General features: G+C 68.8%; 21 protein-coding genes. 12 read left to right on the top strand and 9 right to left on the bottom strand.

Features of this window, described 5'->3' with window-relative positions; translation table 11 throughout:
* Positions 1–12 precede the first annotated feature (12 nt).
* Entirely contained in the window at positions 13–540 is a 528-nt protein-coding gene (locus NE857_RS33760; protein WP_254422253.1) for a hypothetical protein, read from the top strand.
* Between the two features lie 39 nt (positions 541–579).
* Here NE857_RS33760 and NE857_RS33755 read toward each other — a convergent pair whose 3' ends face one another.
* The 4 genes from NE857_RS33755 to NE857_RS33740 form a co-directional block, all read right to left on the bottom strand.
* Positions 580–1,530, bottom strand: coding sequence for a hypothetical protein (locus NE857_RS33755; protein WP_254422252.1), 951 nt, complete (start codon positions 1,528–1,530; stop codon positions 580–582).
* A 3-nt stretch (positions 1,531–1,533) separates the two neighbouring features.
* Positions 1,534–3,471 (bottom strand): type IV secretory system conjugative DNA transfer family protein, encoded by a 1,938-nt coding sequence (locus NE857_RS33750; RefSeq protein WP_254422251.1) that lies wholly within the window; start codon positions 3,469–3,471, stop codon positions 1,534–1,536.
* A 65-nt stretch (positions 3,472–3,536) separates the two neighbouring features.
* Positions 3,537–5,141: a coiled-coil domain-containing protein gene (locus NE857_RS33745; RefSeq protein ID WP_254422250.1), complete on the bottom strand. Its 1,605-nt coding sequence runs from the start codon at positions 5,139–5,141 to the stop codon at positions 3,537–3,539.
* Between the two features lie 166 nt (positions 5,142–5,307).
* The gene (locus NE857_RS33740; RefSeq protein ID WP_254422249.1) at positions 5,308–5,700 is read right to left on the bottom strand and encodes a hypothetical protein; all 393 of its coding nucleotides are present in this window, start codon (positions 5,698–5,700) and stop codon (positions 5,308–5,310) included.
* 218 nt (positions 5,701–5,918) lie between these two features.
* Between NE857_RS33740 and NE857_RS34430 the strand changes: the two genes are divergently transcribed.
* From NE857_RS34430 to NE857_RS33710, 7 genes are all read left to right on the top strand, one after another.
* Positions 5,919–6,053 (top strand): hypothetical protein, encoded by a 135-nt coding sequence (locus tag NE857_RS34430; protein WP_301184374.1) that lies wholly within the window; start codon positions 5,919–5,921, stop codon positions 6,051–6,053.
* A 691-nt stretch (positions 6,054–6,744) separates the two neighbouring features.
* Positions 6,745–7,572 (top strand): ParA family protein, encoded by an 828-nt coding sequence (locus tag NE857_RS33735; RefSeq protein ID WP_254422248.1) that lies wholly within the window; start codon positions 6,745–6,747, stop codon positions 7,570–7,572.
* Positions 7,569–8,429 (top strand): hypothetical protein, encoded by an 861-nt coding sequence (locus tag NE857_RS33730; protein WP_254422247.1) that lies wholly within the window; start codon positions 7,569–7,571, stop codon positions 8,427–8,429. The genes NE857_RS33735 and NE857_RS33730 overlap by 4 nt, the downstream gene beginning before the upstream one ends.
* Positions 8,430–8,573: 144 nt before the next feature.
* Entirely contained in the window at positions 8,574–9,785 is a 1,212-nt protein-coding gene (locus tag NE857_RS33725) for a helix-turn-helix domain-containing protein (protein WP_254422246.1), read from the top strand.
* Between the two features lie 159 nt (positions 9,786–9,944).
* Positions 9,945–10,214, top strand: coding sequence for a hypothetical protein (locus NE857_RS33720; protein ID WP_254422245.1), 270 nt, complete (start codon positions 9,945–9,947; stop codon positions 10,212–10,214).
* Between the two features lie 32 nt (positions 10,215–10,246).
* The gene (locus NE857_RS33715; RefSeq protein ID WP_254422244.1) at positions 10,247–10,969 is read left to right on the top strand and encodes an SAM-dependent methyltransferase; all 723 of its coding nucleotides are present in this window, start codon (positions 10,247–10,249) and stop codon (positions 10,967–10,969) included.
* A gap of 69 nt (positions 10,970–11,038) precedes the next feature.
* Positions 11,039–11,443 carry a hypothetical protein gene (locus NE857_RS33710; RefSeq protein ID WP_254422243.1) on the top strand — a complete coding sequence of 135 codons (405 nt, stop codon included), beginning with the start codon at positions 11,039–11,041 and terminating at the stop codon, positions 11,441–11,443.
* A 20-nt stretch (positions 11,444–11,463) separates the two neighbouring features.
* On the opposite strand, the gene NE857_RS33705 is transcribed toward NE857_RS33710, so the two are convergent.
* On the bottom strand, positions 11,464–11,655 hold the full coding sequence (locus NE857_RS33705; protein WP_254422242.1) for a DUF397 domain-containing protein: 192 nt from the start codon (positions 11,653–11,655) through the stop codon (positions 11,464–11,466).
* Positions 11,652–12,488, bottom strand: coding sequence for a helix-turn-helix domain-containing protein (locus NE857_RS33700; RefSeq protein WP_254422241.1), 837 nt, complete (start codon positions 12,486–12,488; stop codon positions 11,652–11,654). Before NE857_RS33700 ends, NE857_RS33705 begins: the two co-directional genes overlap by 4 nt.
* A 167-nt stretch (positions 12,489–12,655) precedes the next feature.
* On the opposite strand from NE857_RS33700, the gene NE857_RS33695 reads away from it, so the two are divergent.
* From NE857_RS33695 to NE857_RS33685, 3 genes are all read left to right on the top strand, one after another.
* A complete protein-coding gene (locus NE857_RS33695) occupies positions 12,656–13,132 on the top strand; it encodes an ATP-binding protein (protein WP_254422240.1) in 477 nt (158 codons plus the stop codon).
* Positions 13,129–13,455 (top strand): hypothetical protein, encoded by a 327-nt coding sequence (locus NE857_RS33690; RefSeq protein ID WP_254422239.1) that lies wholly within the window; start codon positions 13,129–13,131, stop codon positions 13,453–13,455. Before NE857_RS33695 ends, NE857_RS33690 begins: the two co-directional genes overlap by 4 nt.
* Before the next feature lie 162 nt (positions 13,456–13,617).
* Positions 13,618–14,178 (top strand): Scr1 family TA system antitoxin-like transcriptional regulator, encoded by a 561-nt coding sequence (locus NE857_RS33685; protein WP_254422238.1) that lies wholly within the window; start codon positions 13,618–13,620, stop codon positions 14,176–14,178.
* Positions 14,179–14,240: 62 nt separating this feature from the next.
* Here the strand turns inward: NE857_RS33685 and NE857_RS33680 are convergent, their stop codons facing one another.
* Complete coding sequence (locus NE857_RS33680) at positions 14,241–14,927, bottom strand: DUF8842 C-terminal domain-containing protein (RefSeq protein ID WP_254422237.1); 687 nt, start codon at positions 14,925–14,927, stop codon at positions 14,241–14,243.
* A 250-nt stretch (positions 14,928–15,177) separates the two neighbouring features.
* Between NE857_RS33680 and NE857_RS33675 the strand changes: the two genes are divergently transcribed.
* On the top strand, positions 15,178–16,356 hold the full coding sequence (locus tag NE857_RS33675) for a hypothetical protein (protein ID WP_254422236.1): 1,179 nt from the start codon (positions 15,178–15,180) through the stop codon (positions 16,354–16,356).
* Between the two features lie 66 nt (positions 16,357–16,422).
* Here the strand turns inward: NE857_RS33675 and NE857_RS33670 are convergent, their stop codons facing one another.
* A complete protein-coding gene (locus NE857_RS33670; RefSeq protein WP_254422235.1) occupies positions 16,423–17,595 on the bottom strand; it encodes a 3'-5' exonuclease in 1,173 nt (390 codons plus the stop codon).
* 182 nt (positions 17,596–17,777) lie between these two features.
* Positions 17,778–18,449, bottom strand: coding sequence for a hypothetical protein (locus tag NE857_RS33665; RefSeq protein WP_254422234.1), 672 nt, complete (start codon positions 18,447–18,449; stop codon positions 17,778–17,780).
* Positions 18,450–18,606: the final 157 nt, after the last annotated feature.

The raw sequence follows: 18,606 nt of genomic DNA, 5'->3' as shown, positions 1-18,606 counted from the left end.
ACCGTAAGAGGTATGAGTGCACAGCCCCCGCGTCGAGGCCAGATGATGAGCCTGGAGGAACTCCGGGCCCTGGCCGCCCAAGCGCCGCCGAGCCCACCGCCCCGGCAACTCTCCCCCGGCGAGCTGGAGGACCTACGGGCGCGGCTCAACCGCGGCGAGGACCCTCGGGACGAGAACGAGCACACCGCCTACTATCAGCTGGGCATCATCCGCTACGAGCACGATGTGGACGACCTACTCGCCCGGGTGCGCAACGAGGCCCTGAACGCTTCCCCCGAGGCCAGTTCCCGCCGCTACGCGGAGGGCATCTTGGACGCCGTCGCATGGGCGCGCGGTGAGCTCCGCGAGGGACCTGCCACTAACCGGGCCGAGGGCACCCCACGACCCGAAACGGGACCGTTGAGCGGCGAAGCCGCAGCCGCTTCGCAGATGCTCAGCGGGCAGCGTCAGATTCCAGCCGGAGTATCGACCTCCTACCTCAGCGGCGTTGAGTCCACGTTGCTGTGGCTGGTGTGTACGGGGCCGGACCCGTGGACATGAGGCGGGGCCCGGTCACTGACCGGGCCCCGCCTCCTCGTTCTACTTGGTTGGCTTCTTGTCGCGCGTTCCTTCCGAGCTGAGAACGGCCTCGGCCTGCTTCTGCTGTCGTTCGGCTTGCTCCTTGAACTCCTGCCAGTCCTTGGCCTTCACTCCCGCGTTGCGCATCGTCGCTTGCGTGCGCTCTCTCAGGATGTCCAGGCGGGCCTGCGCGTCCAGGCGGTCCGCCTCAGTGGCGTCCTCACCCTTCGCGTTGAGTTCGTCCTGGATTGCAGCCCCTTGGAGGTAGTACCCGAACGTCTCCCGCAGGGCCAGGTTCTTCGCCAACAGCTCCACCTGTGCCGTGTCGTCCCGGGGTGCCATCGGGACCGGGTGCAAGTGGGCGGCATCCGGCTGTGGGCAGCCCCGGGTCAGACGTTCGGCCCGTTCCAGCATCACCTCCAGGGTGCGCCGGAAGCTCTCGGCGGAGACCAGCCGGAGGTCGCCGAACCCGTCGGTGTAGATCCACTCCAACAGGCTCGCGTCGTTGAGCAGCGTGGTGTGCAGCGGCCAGCAGGGGCGCAAGGACGCGGGTGCGTGGTCGTAGTTGGTGAACAGCACGTCCCGGACCCAGTCCACCCGGTCCTGAACCCAGGAGGTTCGATCGGCCACGGGGACCTGAGCCCAGTCCATAGGCCGAGGAGGTTCCGGGTCTTCCTTCTGATCCTGCTGGTGGAGAGTTTCCGCCAGAGCGGTGACCACTTCTGCCAGTTCAGTTTGCTTGGCGCGCAGCAGGTCGTACTTCTCATCGGCTCCGGTCAGCCGGTCCAGGACTTGCTGGACCTGGTCGCGCAGTTCACGAAGCTCTGCCCGGGTCTCTCCCAGCCCTTCCCCCAGGACCGCCGCGACGGAGGCCGAAGGTTCATGGGCGGGGGCCCGGTCACGGTTCGTGGCCGGGCCCCCTACCTCGGGCAGGTCACCCAGGTACTCGGGTTCGTTGTCGTGGTTGGTCACCGATCAGTCCCCAAACCCTTCGAGGAAGCCGTCGAGCGGGTTGGCAGCCTTCTCACCCGGTAGAGCCTGCGCACTGTCCTTCCGACGAGAGAGAGGCGGAGCCTCCTCGGGAGATCGCCCGTCCGGCTTCTCCGGGATGTGCTTGGCCTTCGTTGTTGACTGCTGCTGGACGGCGTTTCGAAGGATCTGCGGCACCAGCTCCGGAATCGCCTCAGGGATGTGCCGCTGCGTGACCGGCGGCAGAGTGAGGTTCTCCACCGGGTAGTTCGTGTACCTCTTGCTCTTCCAGAAGTATTCCAGCTGGATGATCGTCGGCATCTTCTCTCGCACGGTGAGGAACACGTACGCGTCCGGGATGTCCCGACCGGGCGCGGGAAGTGTGTCTTCCCAGGACTCATAGGTGACCGTGCGGGTTTTAGTCCCGCCCTTGCGGTCAGTGGTGTCCTGTTTGTCCTTGCGGACCAAGCGCACCCTGCCAGCCGCTGTGTCCAGGAGCTTGCGGCTCTCCCCCTTCAAGGACGGAGAGTACTTTTGCACCTTGCAGTTGGACACGATCTCGTCTGCTGCCTCAGAACCCCAGCGCCGCACGAACTGCGTCACCGCCTGCGAGTACAGGTGCAGGATGATGCCGCTGCCGGCCGAGTACGAGGTCCAGGACGCCAACGGCACCGGAACAGTGTTGGTGACCTCATCCAGGAACATGGACACCGGGCGATCGAACCGGCGGCGTTCGTTGGCCTGGACGCCGATATTGAAAAGTTCGCCGAGGAAGGCGGCCATGAGGGGCGCTACTGGGGACCTGCCTTCCGGGGGCGGAGAGATCATGTACAGCGTGTCGGTGCTGCGCACGAACTGCTCGGCGTCGAACGTGGCGTCTCCCGGTCGGGGGATCAGCATCTCGCTCACTGTCTCGTCCAACATGAACCGCAGGGTGCGGCCGACGGTGACCACGATCGAGTCCCTGGTCTTCTCCGGGGTCTGCTTGTAGAACCGGACCAGGGCCTCGGCAGCCGACCGCGAGGCGCCCGGGTGCTGACGCAGGATCTCGTAAGGCATCAGATTGGTGTTGGCCGTTGAGATCCAGTGGGTGATGGTACGCATCGACACCGGTTCGGCCAGCGCATCGGCCCAGCCCTCATCGGCTTCGGTCAGCGCTTCCGGGGTGCCCATGACCAGGTCGGCCGCGTGCAGCAGCGGCGCGAGGTACATCACGGTCTGATCCGACCAAAAATCGGCGTTGGACAGCCCCTGACTGGTCTGGGCCTCCACCATGTACCCGGCGCGCTGGATCGCCACGTTGAAGTCGCGGCAGCCTTCAACGGGATTCCACTTGAAGGTTGATCCGTACTCGCCGACCTGCGCGGGGTTGAACACGAGGATCTCACCCATGGTGGCGCGGTATCCGGCGCTGTCACTGAGCAGGTTTCCGCGGATCGAGCTGACCACGGCCGCACCGGGAGCGTCCCAGATCGTGGGAACTGCTGAGACGCTTTTGAACTCCTGCGGGGGTGCGAGCGTAAGTGTGTTGTCCTCAAAGGAAGACCGCACCTTGTGCCGGAACAGCAGGTACAGCCATCCCTGTGCCTTGCCGTGGTAGACCGAGACCTGTGAGCGAGGCCCAAACCAGCGGTCCCTCCAACCCAAGTCAGGGCGCCGCCGCTTGGCCACGCGTAGGGCGCGCCTGAGACCGTAGTCCCGGCTGAGGATCCATCGGCCAGCGAATCCAGGGCCGGGCCACATGTGCAACCGGATGCGGCGGTACCGCGGCCACCGGGTGCGCCGGTTCTGGCGGTGGTGGCCGTTGTACACGAACCACCACACGAGCAGGCCGACCAGGGCCACGCCCAGCAGGCAGAGGACCCACCAGGGCAGCATCCCGACGACGGTGGCCACGCTGTCACCGAAGGTGTGACCGGAGGCGACCACGGAACTCCCTTCCATCAGTTTGAGGTCCTCCTGTATCAGGGGTTTACACGGGACCGTTGTCATCACATTGTGCTCGCAGGTCATGACCCCACCGCAACCTTCTGACCGTTCACGGCCGTGGGGTTCTTGTCGAGCCAGTCGTTCACGTAGTTGCACGCGGTGTTCTCCGACTGGAGAGGGATGTCGCCGGTCAGGAGCAGCTCCCGCACGACCTCACGCACGTAATCGCGCCGACCGAACCGGACATCGCCTCGTCGGCCGAGTCCCTGGTACTCCCACAGCAGTCGCTCACGACCGCTGACGGTCTGGAGCAGGGTCTCCACCTGCCCGCTGAGCTCATCGACACGGGCCGTACGGCTGCGCACCTGCTCACTGAGCCGGGACGACTCACCTCGGGCAGCAGTCAGCTCTCCCTGGGCCGTGCTCAGTCGACGCTCGTACACCTCACGCAGCTCTCGCGCCTGCTTCTCAGCGGCCCGACGCTCCCCGGCGAGAGCCTGCTCGAACTCGGCCCGCGCCTCGGCGAGCTGAGTCTCCGCGCGAGCCTTGGCCTGCCGCAGCCCTTCATCCGAACTCGACTCCATCCGGTAGAGCTGGTCCTGAATCTCGGCCACCTGCTGGTCGCGGTCCCGGATCAGACTCTGCTCGCGCTCGGTCGCAGCATCCTGAGCGGCCTGCTGGTCGGCAGCGAAGTCTGCGCGAATTCGCTCCAGCTCGTCAGCGTGCGCTTGATGTGCGGCGGTGAGCGCCTCATCTGACCGGCGCTTCTCTTCCAGCACACGCTTTTCAGCCAACCGCTCCGCCTCAGCCTGGTTCTGTGCGGCCTGCCGGGCATCCCGCTGTGCAGCGCGCGCGTCGTCTTGAGCCTTGGTCCGGCCGGGCGCGTAGGGGATCATGTCCAGCAGCCAGTCACGCATCCCGTGCCAGGTGCCCTTGAAGTCGAGCAGTAGCCGCAGCACCCACATCGCAGGGAACGCGAGCAGGACGAACGGAGCCAGCGGCAGGGCGGTCTCCAGCAGCCAGGTACGCACACCGGTCCAGGTCGCCGTGAAGTCCAGCAGGAACCCGATGAGCAGGGCCCCGGGGAGGATCCACAGCAGCTTGGGTACGGTTCCCAGCGCGGCTCCGATCCTGAGCAGGATCGGCTTTTCCTCCACAGGGATTCCGTCGCGTGCGCAGGCCCAGCGGTACACCCCGTCGATGAACGTCTCCAACAGGAGCGCGAGCGCAAGCGGTGTGATGATGGCGACCAGGTAGCCGCCGGGGTTGGGCACGGCGTACAGCAGCTGCGCACCCATCGACAAGGAAAAGAAGAGGATGATGCCGCTGATCGCCCGTGCGCTCTTGCGCCCGCGCAGAGCTTGAGCGAGGCCGAGCAGGGCCATGCCGACCCACACGACCTCGGGGATGGCCGCCTGAATGTGGGCGATGTCCTCATTGCCCCAGTTGTGGGTTACCGCGAACTGGTACTGGGCGTCGTAGACAACCCAGGCGCCGCCGATGATGCCGAACGTGATCAGCAGGCCGGCGGCCACCAGAGCACCGCTGGAGATCCGTTCACGAACGGGTGGCTTGGGTGGCTTGTTGGTGGTCTGGGAACCCTTTCGGGCGCCCACGGCGTAGTGGTGGACCTCTCTCACCCCTGGGGGCTTCGGCTTCCACTCCCCCGGGCGTGCGGTGCCCATGTCGCGAACTACCGGGTCAGGGCCCTGGTGCCTCGGGTACGCACCCGAGGAAGTGTCGTGGCCGTTTAGTCTGTTGGACAAGGTCAGAACCTTTCGGTCTGGTCTGGACCCCGGCCGTGCGCTGATTCTTTTGGCGAGATGTGGCGCCGGTCGGGGGCTCTTCGGGTTACGAGTTCTCCGCAGTCGGGTTGGGTGTGCTCCCTTCTCCCCTGAGCGCGGCTGTGAGGTTGTCGCGGATCTGGTCCTCGGTGTCTCCGGCCAGGTGGTGTTCGTGTTCGAGGAGCAGGTCCACGGCTATCCGGATCAGAGTGTTCTCTGTGATCCGGGGCTCTTTTGGATCCTTGGCGTCCTGTAGCTCGCGTGCCAGGTCCGTCAGCTCAGACCACTGATCCACCCACAAGGGGACTGTTTTGCGGCGCTGCCGCTTCCCCTCCTGTCGCTGTTCGTAGATCTCGGCGCGCGGTGATTCGGTCATCTGCTGGTGCTCCAGTTCATGACGGCCAGCGTGGTCGCCTACCAGAGTGCCGAACCCGGGGGCCGCCATCTCCATGACGGTCATGACGCGACGTGGCGTGTCGGCACGTGCTCACCTCCTTCTTGGCTCTAGTGTACTTCATAAGTTCATAACTTCGGAAGTTCTGAACACTTGAAGTTCTGAACTTCATAGGTAATGTTGAGTGTGTTCGGCTCTGCCGACACACGAGAAAGCCCGGGGCGCTACGGCGCTGCAACGCCTGACCCCGGGCCCTGGAAACACCTCGCTACAAGGAGATTCCTGTGTCTCACGCTACCGCAGTGCAGTCGACCGAGCCCACATCAACCACGCCCCCGCTCTCGGACACCGAGCGCGACATGCTCGCTCTCGCCGAAGCCTTCGGCGTCAACCGCACCCCGCTCACGTCGGGGAGCTGATCATGTCCGTGCCCACCTGCCCAACGTGCACGACCCCGATGCAGCCCACCGGTTCGATCGGAGCCCGCGGCTACTACTGCCCCACGCCCGAATGCACCGTGGCGAGCGGTCCACAGTTCGTACTCACCCACACGAGCCGCGGCGCTCGCGGCCTGGTCCAGGACGCGGTGTGCGGGTACACCATCCTGATCTCGCGCTGCGGAAGGTGCGGGCTGCCCGTAAATTTCGGGGACCCGGAGGATAAGAGGTACCACACCCAGGCCGGAGGATGCCGCTAGCGCAGTAACCGAAGGGGGCCCGAGCGTTGTTCCGCTCGGGCCCCCTTCCGCGTGCAAGACCGCCAACCCGCACACATGTCCCAGTGGCATCCAGTAAGAAGTGCACATGACGAGCGTGGAAGGAGCAGCGTACACATCGAGTTCCGAACGCACGTGCGAACGAGTAGGCATCCTCGCAAGCTACAAAGCTGCATCAAGGCACAGAAGTCTTGCTAACCACCTGGAGTGCCCCAGGCCCTACGGCATAGGGTGAACCCCGCAAGAGACCAGGTCAGGCCGCCGTTCGCAAAGTATGAAGGAAGAGCGCAAAGAGGTTCGCAAAATCGTTCGCAAAACGGTTCGCAAAAACCAGCGATCTGACCAGGTCACACAAGGGAAACACGAGATCCAAGTACGGACAGGAGATGGTGGCAGTGAGTACGTCAAACGCGCCGAAGCGGCGCCGTATCGCGCTGGCAGTGGATAAGGGCGGCACAGGTAAGACCGCCTTCACTGTGATGATGGCCGAAGCCCTGGCAGGCATGGGAAAGCGTGTCCTGGTGGTCGACATGGACCCCCAGGCCAACGCAGGGCGGCGGTTGGGCGTGATGTTCGATAAAGAGGACCCTCAGCCGACCGTGTCGGAGGTCATCGAGGCAAACGAGCGCGGCATCGCAGTGGACGCAATCGTGCCATGTGGGTGGGAGCACGAGGTAGGACGCAACATCTGGGTACTGCCGGCACGCGAGGAACTGGCCAACCGGTTGCACGAGGCCGGGAAGCTCGGCGCGGTCCGGCGACTGGCCATCGGCCTGGACGGAGCAGACGACGATGTCGATTTCACACTGATCGACAACCATCCGGGCAAGGACCACCTGGTGCAGATGGGCCTGGCCGCAGCGGACGGAGTGATCGGCACGGCCGCCCCGGAGTACGACGACATCGACGGCGCGTTGAAGATCAAGCAGTTCGTGGAGTCGGAGGCGGAGAACCTTCACCGTCCCCACCTGGAGTACGTGGCCCTGATCCCTGACCGGGTCCGGTCCAACCTCGGAGGCCACGCCTTCCAACTTGGGGGCCTGGCCGACACCTTCGAGACCGTGTGGGAACCGGAGATCCCGGAGCGATCCGTCATCAAGGACGCCAACGACAACGCCCTCCCTCTGCGTGCCCTGCCCGCGTCCACGCCAAGGAAGGAGATGCTTGCTACCGCAGATCAGCACGCCAAGAACCTGATCAGGTGGCAGGAGTCCGGAGCATGAGCAAGCAGATCAACCGTCAGCGGCCCGGCGACAAGAGCAACAGGAGGCGCCTTGCAGCCTCCAATGAGTCGATCAGGGTCGGCGATGTTCCCCCCGTGGCAGACCCCGCGCCGGAGGTTGTGCCGCCGCAGGAGGAGGCCGCCGCGGCTGAGCCGGTGGCCGTCGAGGAGAGCGAGCCCGCCCCCGCGGACCCCGCACCCCAGACTGACGTGACCGAGAGCGCCGATCGAGCGACCCCCCAACCCGAGGAATCTGTTTCCCCTGAGCCGGAACCGGTCCCGGAGGTTGTGCCGCCGCAGGAGGAGGCCGCCGCGGCTGAGCCGGTGGCCGTCGAGGAGAGCGAGCCCGCCCCCGCGGACCCCGCACCCCAGACCGACGTGACCGAGAGCGCCGCCTCAGAGCCCGTGTCGTTCCTCGGTCGGCCCGAGGAGGTGCGCAAGGCATGGGAATCCTCGGTTCTCTCGGCGCGCAACGAGCCCAAGAAGTGGGCCGCCTACAGCGTGAGCCTGCCTCTGGAGATGTGGGAACGGCTGGAGGCGCGGGTGGAGGCCGACCAACAGCGCTACGGGCTGCCGAGTCTGGCGATGAGCCACTACATCAACACGGCCTTGGCCGGCCTGCCGAAGAATCCGCGCACGGTGGGCACGATCGCCACCGAGTACGTGCAGGCCCTCGGCCTGGTTCCGCCAGCCATGCGCTCCAGTGGCACCCGAGCCCATCACGATGTGCTCGAACGAATGAGGAAGCTGCGCGCGCAGCTGCGCAGAGTGGCCCGCCCGGGTCTTCTCGGGCATCTCCAGGCTGCGGCCGTGTCGGCGCTGCTGGACACGCTGGACGAAGAGGACACCCGCGCATAGCCCGGAGGTCGTTCCCGCCATCGGGAAGGCGTGAGGGGAGGGGAAGGAGCGCCGTCTCCTTCTCCTTCTCTTTCTCCCGCCACGAGCACCGGCCGCTACACGTAGCGCTCTACCCTGGAACCCCCGACTGTAGGGAGCACGGCCATGGCCACGGACCAGGACCCCGAGAGCGTCAACCGCAGAATCGCCCGCCTGCGCAAAGCGTCGGGCCTGACCCAGCAGGAACTGGCGGATCGGACCCAGCTCCAGGGGCCGGGCTACAGCCGCAGCTATCTCGCCCAGGTCGAGCGCGGGCACCGCCTCGCCACCCCCGCCGTCGTGTCGGCCCTCGCGGCCGCGCTCGGCCTCCAGGTCGCCGACCTGTACGGCCAGCCCTACCACGACGCCCTGACCGATGACGGGATCACGACCGTCATCGGCGCCCTGCGCGAGGCTCTGGCCTACGTGGATGTGCCCCCCGACATCTCCCACCCGCGCCCGTTGGAGGCCCTGGAGGCCGACCTCCAGGGCGTCCATGTCTTGTTGCAGCAGACCCGCCACGCCAAGCTTGGCGCTCTCCTGCCCGCGTTGGTCGAGGAGACCACCGTGCATGCGCTGGAGACGGGGAGCGAGCGTGCGTGGAGGGCGTTGCACCGCGCCCAGGTCGCCGCCGTCCGGCTCACCCGCAAACTCGGCTTCGAGGACCTCAGCGAGTTGGCGGCCGAGCGTGCCCGTGCCTCGGCCCTGGCCGCGCAGGATCCGCACCTGGCCGTGATGGTCACACACCGCCGCACTCTGCTGATGATGGCGCGTGCCCAGTGGCGGCCGGCCCTGGCAGCCCTGGCCCACGCCGCCCGCCAGGTCGACCGGGCCCGCCCCGACAGCAGCGAGGTACTTGGCGCCATTCACCTGCGGTCTGCGGTGCTGGCCGCTCGCTCCGGAGACCGCCAGGCCGCGGACGACTTCCTCGCCCAGGCCCAGGAGATGAACGGGCACGCCGCGCGGCATGCTCACCCCCGTGATACCCACGGCACCACATTCACGAGCGGTAACGTCGCAGTGCACCACGCGGCCGTAGCGGTCGAGGTGCGCGATTACGACGCCGCCCTGCGTCGCGACGCCCACGTGACCGGTGAGGTCGCCGCCACGCTCATCCCCGAACGGCACGCGCACCACCACATCGACATGGCCCGCGCCCTGGCCGAGATCGGCAAGCCGCGTGTGGCGCTGGAGCGGCTGGAGCGTGCGGAGCACATCGCGCCGCAGTTGACCCTGTACCACCCCCAGGCCCGCCTGGTCACCCAGCACCTGGTGGACGCCCAGCGCACCCTGCCCGCCCCGCTGCGCCGTATGGCCAGCCGCATGCGCGTCATCTGAGCTGCCCCGAGGATTCGCAGGACCATCCGGCGAGACTGTTTCAGATCATGAAACATTCGCTTGCACCCATGTCCGTAGCGTCATGGCATGGTGCTATCGACCCCTACCCAGCAGTTCCCCCGCACACCGGGCCATCACGATCTGTACCCAGCCGGATGCATGGTGACAAACCCCGAGGCTGTCAGCGGGTGGCGTCTGGCGTGCCGCCGTGCCCCCGCACACGAGGGAGACCACCAGGACGCTCTCGGCCGCCGCTGGCCTGAGACCGCCCGCCAACTCGCCCAGCTGAGCACCGAATACAGCGAGCGCTGGAGTGTGTGGACCAACCCCCGCGGCTGGTACGCCCGCCTGATATCGGACCCGCGGACCGTCCTCCAAGCCTCCAGCGCCGCTCAGCTCGCCCAGACTCTGCGGGAGGCCCAGCGGTGAACCTCCCCCTATGGCCACCCCACATCCCAGCCGTGACCAGCGCCCGCGTGCATGACTACCTGTCGGCGGGAAAGGACAACTTCGCCGCAGATCGGCAGGTGGCGGAGAAGATGCTCACCGCGGACCCCGCCCAGCTGGCCATGGTCGACGCCAGCCGCAGCCGAATCCGCCAGGCCGTGGTGGAGATGGCCACGAGCGGCATCGACCAGTTCGCGGACCTGGGGTGCGGCCTGCCTCGTATGGACCAGCGCGGACTACACGACCTGGTCCAGACCATCACACCCGGCGCTGCGGTGGTCTACATCGACCACGACCTACACGCGGCCGTCACCACCCGAGCCCACTACCGCCACGAGGTCGTGAGCGTGGTCGACGGAGACCTGAGGGACCCCACGAAGCTGTTGAGCGATCCCGAGATAGTGGCCAGGCTGGACCTGCGTCGCCCCATCGGTCTGGTGTGCGCTCTCACCCTGCCCCACCTGCTAGACGATGAGGTAACGGCGCTCTGCGCGGCCCTGGCCGCCGTGGTCCCCCCGCGCAGCCAGATGGTGATCACCCACCCCAGCGGCGCACACGCCCAAGCCGCCGCCGACGCCTACCGCCACGGGACCGCCGAGCACGGGGCCGAGGACTTCGCCGTCGCCCGCAGCCCCTACGTGCTGGAGTCGCTGCTGGAGGGCTGGAGCGCCACGACCACGAGCGAGGCAGTCGGCCCGCTGTCGGATCTGCTGACGGTGACCGCGACGAGGACGTGAGAACGCATGGGCTTCCCCCGACTCCCCCACCGCCTTGCGACCGGTCCCCACCCGGCCCCGATCTTGCGCGTGGACGAGCACACCCTCCGGCGGGTGCACACCGGGCTCACCAGCTTGTTCCACGGCCCGCGGTTGCGCCACCTGGCCATCCTGGCCATCGGGGAGGCCTGGCTCTATGGCTACGACGTGTACCCCGAAGAACTCGGCGCTGGAGCCGGTATCGCCATCGAGCTGTGCCCCCGCTCATCCCGCACTACCGATCGCTCAGGCCGAATCGAACTGGTCGCCGACATCGAGGGGGCACCGCTCCGGTGGCGGTGGTCCGACACCGGCGACGTGCTGCGCACCGCCCCGGAGAACACCGAGGCCCTGGTGGCCGAGATCGACGCCCGTCTGCGCCCCGAGAGCAGAGGGATGAACGCGCCGGACCGTGGGCATGAGGAGGGCCGGACCCACAGAGGATCCGGCCCTTGAAGTGTTGAGTGGGCGTACGGCTACATGGAGGGGGTCGCGCGGAGGAAGGCCACCATCTCCGTCGAGGGGACCGATAGGCACAGGTCCGCGCGGTGCTTGGTGTCGCGCAGGTGGGCATGAGGCCCCGTCCGAGCGATCTCCACGCACTCGCCGCCCTGCGAGCTGTACGAGGACTTGCGGAAGGCCTCATCGGGCGGAGTGGGAATGCTCATGCGTGGTGTCCTTCTGCTGCTAGTGCTCGGATGAAATCTTTGCTGTCGGCCGGGGAGAGGGCGATCCCCCGCACCGTGGCGAACCGTCTCATGGCTGGCGCGACGATGGCAGGATCGACCTCGGTTCGGCTTCCGGTCATCGACTCGTCATATAGCACGGTGTCAGCTGGCGGCCCGTCCAGGTGCAGGATCGTAAAAGCCCCGTGCAAAACGGGATGTGTACCGGCTGAAAACGGTAGCACCTGCACTGTCACGAACGGATCGTCCATCCGATCGAGGATGTGCGCGTACTGCGCGGCCATCACTTGGGGGCCGCCGAACTGGCGGCGGAGGGCGCCCTCATCCACGACGTACTGCGCGGCCAGCGGCCGGTTCCGCTCCCGTTGGAACCGCTGGCGTTCCATGCGCGTCTGGAGCCATTCATCCAGCACGTGTTGTGGCTGGGGCGGGTCGGTACCAGCCAGGTCGGCCCGAGCGTAGTCCTCGGTTTGAAGCCCGGCGGGAACGACCTGTGGGTGGAACTGGTCGAGCGCGGACGCCTGTTTCTCCAGGGGCAGATACCCGTTCAACAGGCGCTGGCGCTCCGGGACTCCACGTCGAGGGAACAGGGCCAGTAGGCCGCCTCCAGCTTCCAAGGCCTGGTCTATCTTCTCCGCGAACCTACGGGTGGGGGGCTGTCGTAGGCGTTCGACCTCCCCGACCGCCTGGCGGGAGTATCCGGCGAGGTCGCCGAGTTCGGTCTGGCTGAGCCCGGCGCCGCGGCGCCGGTCGCGTAGCTCGGTGGCGAATTGGGACAGAGCGAGATCATCAACAACATTTTGCTGTCCTGCCATGCCATGAGTATGACAGGTAAATGCCATAACAGTGCCATGGCATGCCGGAGTTTTGGCTGAATAGATGCCGGACGGTAGTCAGAGTGTGGGGCTGAGTGCATGGTGGGGCCATGGCGCTCTCTGGCATTTACCTGTCATCAGGGTGCGCCCCGACTACAGGAGAGCCGATGTCCCACCGCACCGGACCGGCGCCGCTACCCGGAGGGCGCCCCCGCCGACTCGTCACCTGTTCCCCCGGCTGCACAGGCATCGTCATCGGGCACGAGCCCACCGCCGTCGCCGACGTGCGCCGATGGATCACCCGCGCCACCCGCACCACCCCGCGCCGCTCCCAGGATGTCGCGCTGGTCGCGTCCGAGCTGGCCACCAACGCGATCCGGCACAGCCGGTCCGGCGACCCGGGTGGCCGCGTCCTGGTGGAGATGTTTCACCAGGGGGACTACTACCTGCTGTGCGTCACCGACGATGGCCCCCGCCCCGGAGACGAGGACCAGTACCCGCGGGTGAAGAACACCCCGACCGAGGTCCCCGGAGGTCTGGGGCTTCACATGGTCGACGCCCTCAGCCGCGGCTGGTCCTGGCTGGTCAACACCGACGGCACGGTGACCGTCCAGGCGCGGATCCCCTGCGGGATCGAGCGATGAGCCTGCCCGACCTGGTCCGGTGCTTGACCGCCGCAGCCGTGCGCCCCGCCACCACCGACCACGCCCCCGCGCCGGGCCCGTGCACGCCGGTCCCGTTGCAGGCCCGCCGCCGACACCAAGACCCCCACGTGGACCTGATCGAGCGCGACCACCCCGGATGGGCCGTGCACGCTCTGCCCACCGTCACCCGCGAGGGCACCGACTACGTCGCCACCCATGCTGGCCACACCGTGCGCGCGGACTCCCCCGAAGAGCTGCGCCGACGCATCCACGAGGCCGAGACCGAGCCACTGCCCGCCCTGGTGCGGCGCTACGTCACCTGACCAACCCCAACCCCGTGCCCGCGCCGTCCCGGGCACGGACCCACCCCGCCCCACCTGCCAGGGGCGGCCCCGGCCCGCCGCTGGAGCGGGAACCGGACCAGCGGCCCCCGAACCTCCCTTTCGGGGGCCGCTGCGCACGTCCACCCCGCACGAGGAGACACGATGACCACGACGCCCACCGACCACCGCGCCCTGGCCGCGCACATGATGTTCGGCCAGCGCGAGATAGGCCGCCAGGAAGCCGCCGGACCCGTCGACCACTGGTGTCCCACCGGCGTCCCCGGGTACATGCAGACCGAGGAGTACGCCACCGCTGTCCTAAGGGCCGAAGACACCTACACCGACGACGAGGCCGCCCAGGCCGTGGCCGACCGCATGGTCCGCACCTCGATCCTGCGCACCATCACCGAACAACCGCGCCGGGTCCTGGTCACCCGCGCCGGCATCGAACGGCCCATCCTGACCTCCGCGGCCATGTCACGCCAGTGGGCCCAGCTCGCCGACCTGGCCCGCCTGGACCACGTCGACCTGCGCGTACTGCCCCCTTACGTGCCGGTGTACCCCACCGGATTCCAGATCCTGCACGGAGCCCCCGGCGGCCGCGTGCTGGTGGAGGGCCCCACCGGCGGGTACACCCCACCCGGCGAACCGGCCCAAGTCCAGGGCGCCTACCAGAGCCTGTTCTCCGCCTTGTGGAAGATGTCCAACCCCTACCCCGGATAGACGTAGGAACGACGGCGGCCCCCGAGGAGAACCTCCCGGGGGTCGCCGTCACGTCCTGGCCCTCAGCCGGTGACTGGCACCGTGCCGCCCACCAGATCCCCGCGCCGCGCCGCCTGGTGCAGAGCCTTCAGGAGCGCGCCCGGCTCACGGTCGGCTTGCAGCTCCAGGCCGACGCCGACCAGCAGCACGACCACCCCCAGAGAGCCCGTCACCACCGTGTGCCACTGCGCGTGCTGAAACAGCGGCCCGCTGTAGAACCCGCCCACACCCGGCGCGCTGATCTCGGCGCGGACCTCATCGGGCAGGCGCACCCGCCAGTCCGCCAGCACCGGAGGCGTGGCCGCGATCCGGGCCACCGGGTGCAGGCCGAGCCTGCGCAGCCCCGGTATCAGTAGGTCATCCCCGTCTACGACCCGAGCCCGGACCCCGGGCACCTCGCACACGATGGCTGGCCGGTTGCCGTCCAACCCGGGGATGACGATCGCCTGCGCCGTCATGTCCAGATCCTGCCGCGCCTGGAGCGTTCCCGGCGCCACCTCGCGCACCCGCGAGGGCGAACAGGCCGTGTGTGCGAGTCCGGCCGCGGTCAGCAGGCCGTCACGGCGCACCAGCACCGACGCTGGCGCCTCCGATGTTGCCGACCTCTCGCCGCACATCACGCATTCGTACACGAAGGTGTCTAGCAACATCTGGAGGTACTCAGCAGGCAGCAGGTCCCGCACGTCCGCAGCTACATCAACGTTGGTCACCAGATCACCGTAACGGCAAGGCCTCGCGAGCGCCTGAGGGCAGCGAACCAGCCCCGCCGAGGACCGCGCACGGCTACCCTGGACCCTCAGGGGCCGCCGCGCGGTCCCGCGCCTCGTACCGGCCGCGCCCACGCCGCACCGGACCTGTGAGGGCCAAGCCGTCGCCGACGCAGCGCGCAGAGCCACCCGCATGCATTGGACCAGTCGTGCCGCCGGGAGCGTGGGCACCAGCGGACAGGACAGGATCTCGATGCCCAGCAACAACCGCGCCCGTACCCGAGCGATCCGCCAGCGGATGGCCGCGACCGGCGAGAACTACGCCACGGCCGCCCGCCAGGTCGACGCCCACCACCGGCCCCCCGCACCCGCTCCCGGTGTGCTCGCCGACCCCGTCCGTGCCGGGATCGCCACCGACCAGGGCCCGCGCCCGAACCAGTCCGACGCCGCCGCCGTCGAGTACGCCCCCGACGGCACGTGGGCGGCCGCCCTCATCGACGGCTACGGCTCCCATCCCGGCGTCCCCGCGGCCGCCCGCCGCGCCGCACACACCGCGGCCCGCCTCGGGGCCCGCACCGGATCGGCCGCCGGCGGCCTGCGCGCCGCCGGGAACGAACTCACCGCCACCGACGAGGCCGGGTGGCCCGAACCCGACTGCGTCGGCACGGTCCTGTTGGCCCGCGCCGACGGCCACCTGGACATCGCTTGGACCGGGGACGTGCGCCTGTACGTGCTGGGCTGGTCGCCGCCGTACGGACTGGGCACGTTCGAGCAGGCCACCGTCGATGCCACCGAGGGCCAGCGCATGCGCCAGGCCCGCGCCGACGGCCAGCCTGTCCACGGGGATCCGGCCGAGCACGACCACGAGGTGCTCACCACCCTGGGACGCCTGAACGTGTTCCCCTACGACCTCGGGGAGCGCACCGAGATCCCCCTGTTCGCGGCCATGGTGCTGACCACCGACGGAGTCCATGACGCCCTGGACCACCAGTCCATGGACCGCCTGGTGGCCGAGCACCCCGACCCGCAGGAGTGTGCCCACGCCCTGGTCCAGGCGGCCCGCGCCGCCGACGCCGCAGCCGAGCACGCGGTGGACGACAACGCGAGCGCTGTTGTCCTGCGCGTGCAGAACGGCCCCCGGGCCCAGCGCGCACGCCGCGCCCATGTCAAGCGCCAGGCCGAGCAGGCGCGGCGCCCGTGGGAGGGCATGGAACACGACCTGGACGTCCCCAAGGCCAACGCCCGCCGCGCGGACCACGCCCGCCGGATCCTGCACGAACACGGCTACGGCACCCTGGCCAGGGGCGGCGACGCCGCCGCGGTGGCGGCCGTCGAGCACGCCCGCGGCCAGGACCCCGAGGCGGTGAACGAGGACGTGGCCGAGGCCGCCCGCATCCTTGCCCAGGCGCTGGAGCAGCGCAACCGCCGGTGAACGCGGCGCACTGACCGCGTGTGGGCTGGAGCCGCCTCAGGGCGCACAGGGCGGCTCCAGCCGCGCTCAGGCGTCGAGCCCGGCCAGCACCGGTTGCCCCAGCTCCGCAGGGGCGGCCGGGGCCAGGGAGGCCGCCATCTCCACCAGCCGCTCCCGCGTGGCCCGGCAGTCTCCCAGCGCCCGGTGGCCGCCGCCCAGCCGCTGCCACGTGTAATCGCGGTGGTAGTGGTCCCACTCCCCGTACCACTGCGCGTACCAGGCCATCGCGCACTCCCACCGCGCCGAGCGCTCCAGCGGTGCCCAGTACCGGTCTTCGGCCTCGCGCGGCTCGGGCCCCAGCTCGGCGGCCGCCCGCAGCACCTCCCGCCGCAGCACCGCGGTGTCGAACGCCACGTTGTAGATGATGACCCGGCGCCCCCGCAGCACCGCCCACAGCCGCTCGGCCAGCTCGGCGTAGGTCGGAGCGCCGACCAGGTCGGCGGCGCCGATCCCGTGCACGGCCTGCGCCCCGGGTTCGATCTCGGCGCGGGGGTCGATCAGGGAGTCCAGCAGCACCGCGCCGTGCCGGTCGGTCACGCTGATCTCGACCAGGAACCCGGACAGGTCCGTGGTCTCGGAGTCCAAGAACACGGTGGCCGGATCATCGAGCACCTCCCGTGCCCAGGCCGCAGCCGCCTGCTTGTCGTCGGCGAACTTCTTCGTCCAGAACGCCGCCACGCACGCCGGACACAGGCGCTTGGTCCGGGACAGATCGTTGCGGTCGCCGGCCACCTTCCCGCACCCGGTGCAGGTGCGCGCCGCCAGCTTGCGCCGCTCGGCGGCCGCCGTCTGCGCCTTCGTCGGCGCCCGCTTGGGCACCGCCTCGCGCACGTCGTACAGGTACAGGCGGTCGCGGCCGCGCCGGAAGTGCACCACCCCGCGGATCGGGCCGCCGGGCCGCAGCGGCACCGGCCGGTCCGGGCCGGTCTCGGCGAGCTGGGCGCGGGTGAGCAGGTGCGCCGGGGCTTGCCCCCACCGGTACTCGGGGGCGGCCAGAACCTGGAGCTGGGTGCGGATCGAGGCCCGCGAGCTGCGGGCCCGTTCGACCACGGCGGCCGACCATCGCGCCCCGTCGACGTCCGCGCTCCGGACCAGCCCCGAGCGCACTGCCCGCCGCCACTCCCCCAGGGACATCCCTGCCCGCGCGGCCGCCTGCCCTGGCCCGTAGTCCGCCCGCTCACGGCTTCGTGTCGTGCCCACCGCTTCGCCTCCCGTTCGTGGTCGATGTGCAGCCGACAGTAACCGCCGGGCGCGTACGAAACAAGCCGGTTGGGAAAACTCGATCCCTTGTCTAGCAGGGGTTTCATGGCCCTTACCGGCTCTATTTAAGTCTTCAGACTTTAATGTGATCGAACGCGGTCGCATGCCCGGGTGGGCAGAGGTCATCGGGCCGTGATCGTGACCGCGCCGCGCTCGGTCTGGGGCAGCTGGATCCGCTTCAGCGCCGCTCGGTAGACGTCGCCGGGCGTGAGCACCCCGGTGGCGAGCCGGTCGTACTCGGCCCAGGCGCCGGGGTCGTCGGAGCGGTGCACCAGTTTGGGGTGGGCGTCGCGCCAGGCGATCAGCGCGAGGACCGCCTCGGCCGAGTGCTCCCAGCACCGGGCTACCGTGCGCGGAGGCAGGTCCGCCCGCACGTGGGCGTTGACCACCCCGCGCCAGGCCTGGCCCCGCTCCCCCGAACCGGTTCCGGGCCAGCGCGCCACGGGCACCATCTCCCAGTCCACCGGCGGCATCGGCCCGGTCAGCCAGCCGCGCGCCTCCAGCTCCGCCTCCAGGGCGGCGCCGACCACGGCGGTCGCCGTGGGCCGCACCCCGCCGCCGGCCTTCACCGCGGCCACGAACTCCCGGCGCACCTTGCGCCGACGACGCAGCTCCGCGGGGGGAACGTCGACGTGTTCGGCGTCGGGGCCGGTCGGCCACCCCTCTGCTTTGAGGTGGCGCCGCATCCGGTCACCGACCAGGCGGCGCAACCTTGCCCGCTCGGACTGCCAGGCCGCGCGCACGTGGTCGGCGTCGGCTGTGCAGGTGCGGATCTTGATAGGGCTGGTCTCCATCAGGCCATCCTGGCATGAAAAGAAGTCTTCAGACTTAAATCAGCCTGTCAGCGATTTGGATCTACGTCGTAAAGCATCGCGCAGAGCTCAAAATGCCCTGGCCAGGTATTTTTGTTTACACATCGACAGCATCTGTCCACGTCAGGATGCGCGCACG

The organism is Nocardiopsis exhalans, from assembly GCF_024134545.1.
In the GTDB taxonomy this organism is placed as follows: domain Bacteria; phylum Actinomycetota; class Actinomycetes; order Streptosporangiales; family Streptosporangiaceae; genus Nocardiopsis; species Nocardiopsis exhalans.
The sequence above is the reverse complement of the archived record's forward strand: the minus strand, read 5'-3'. Positions and strand labels throughout refer to the sequence as shown.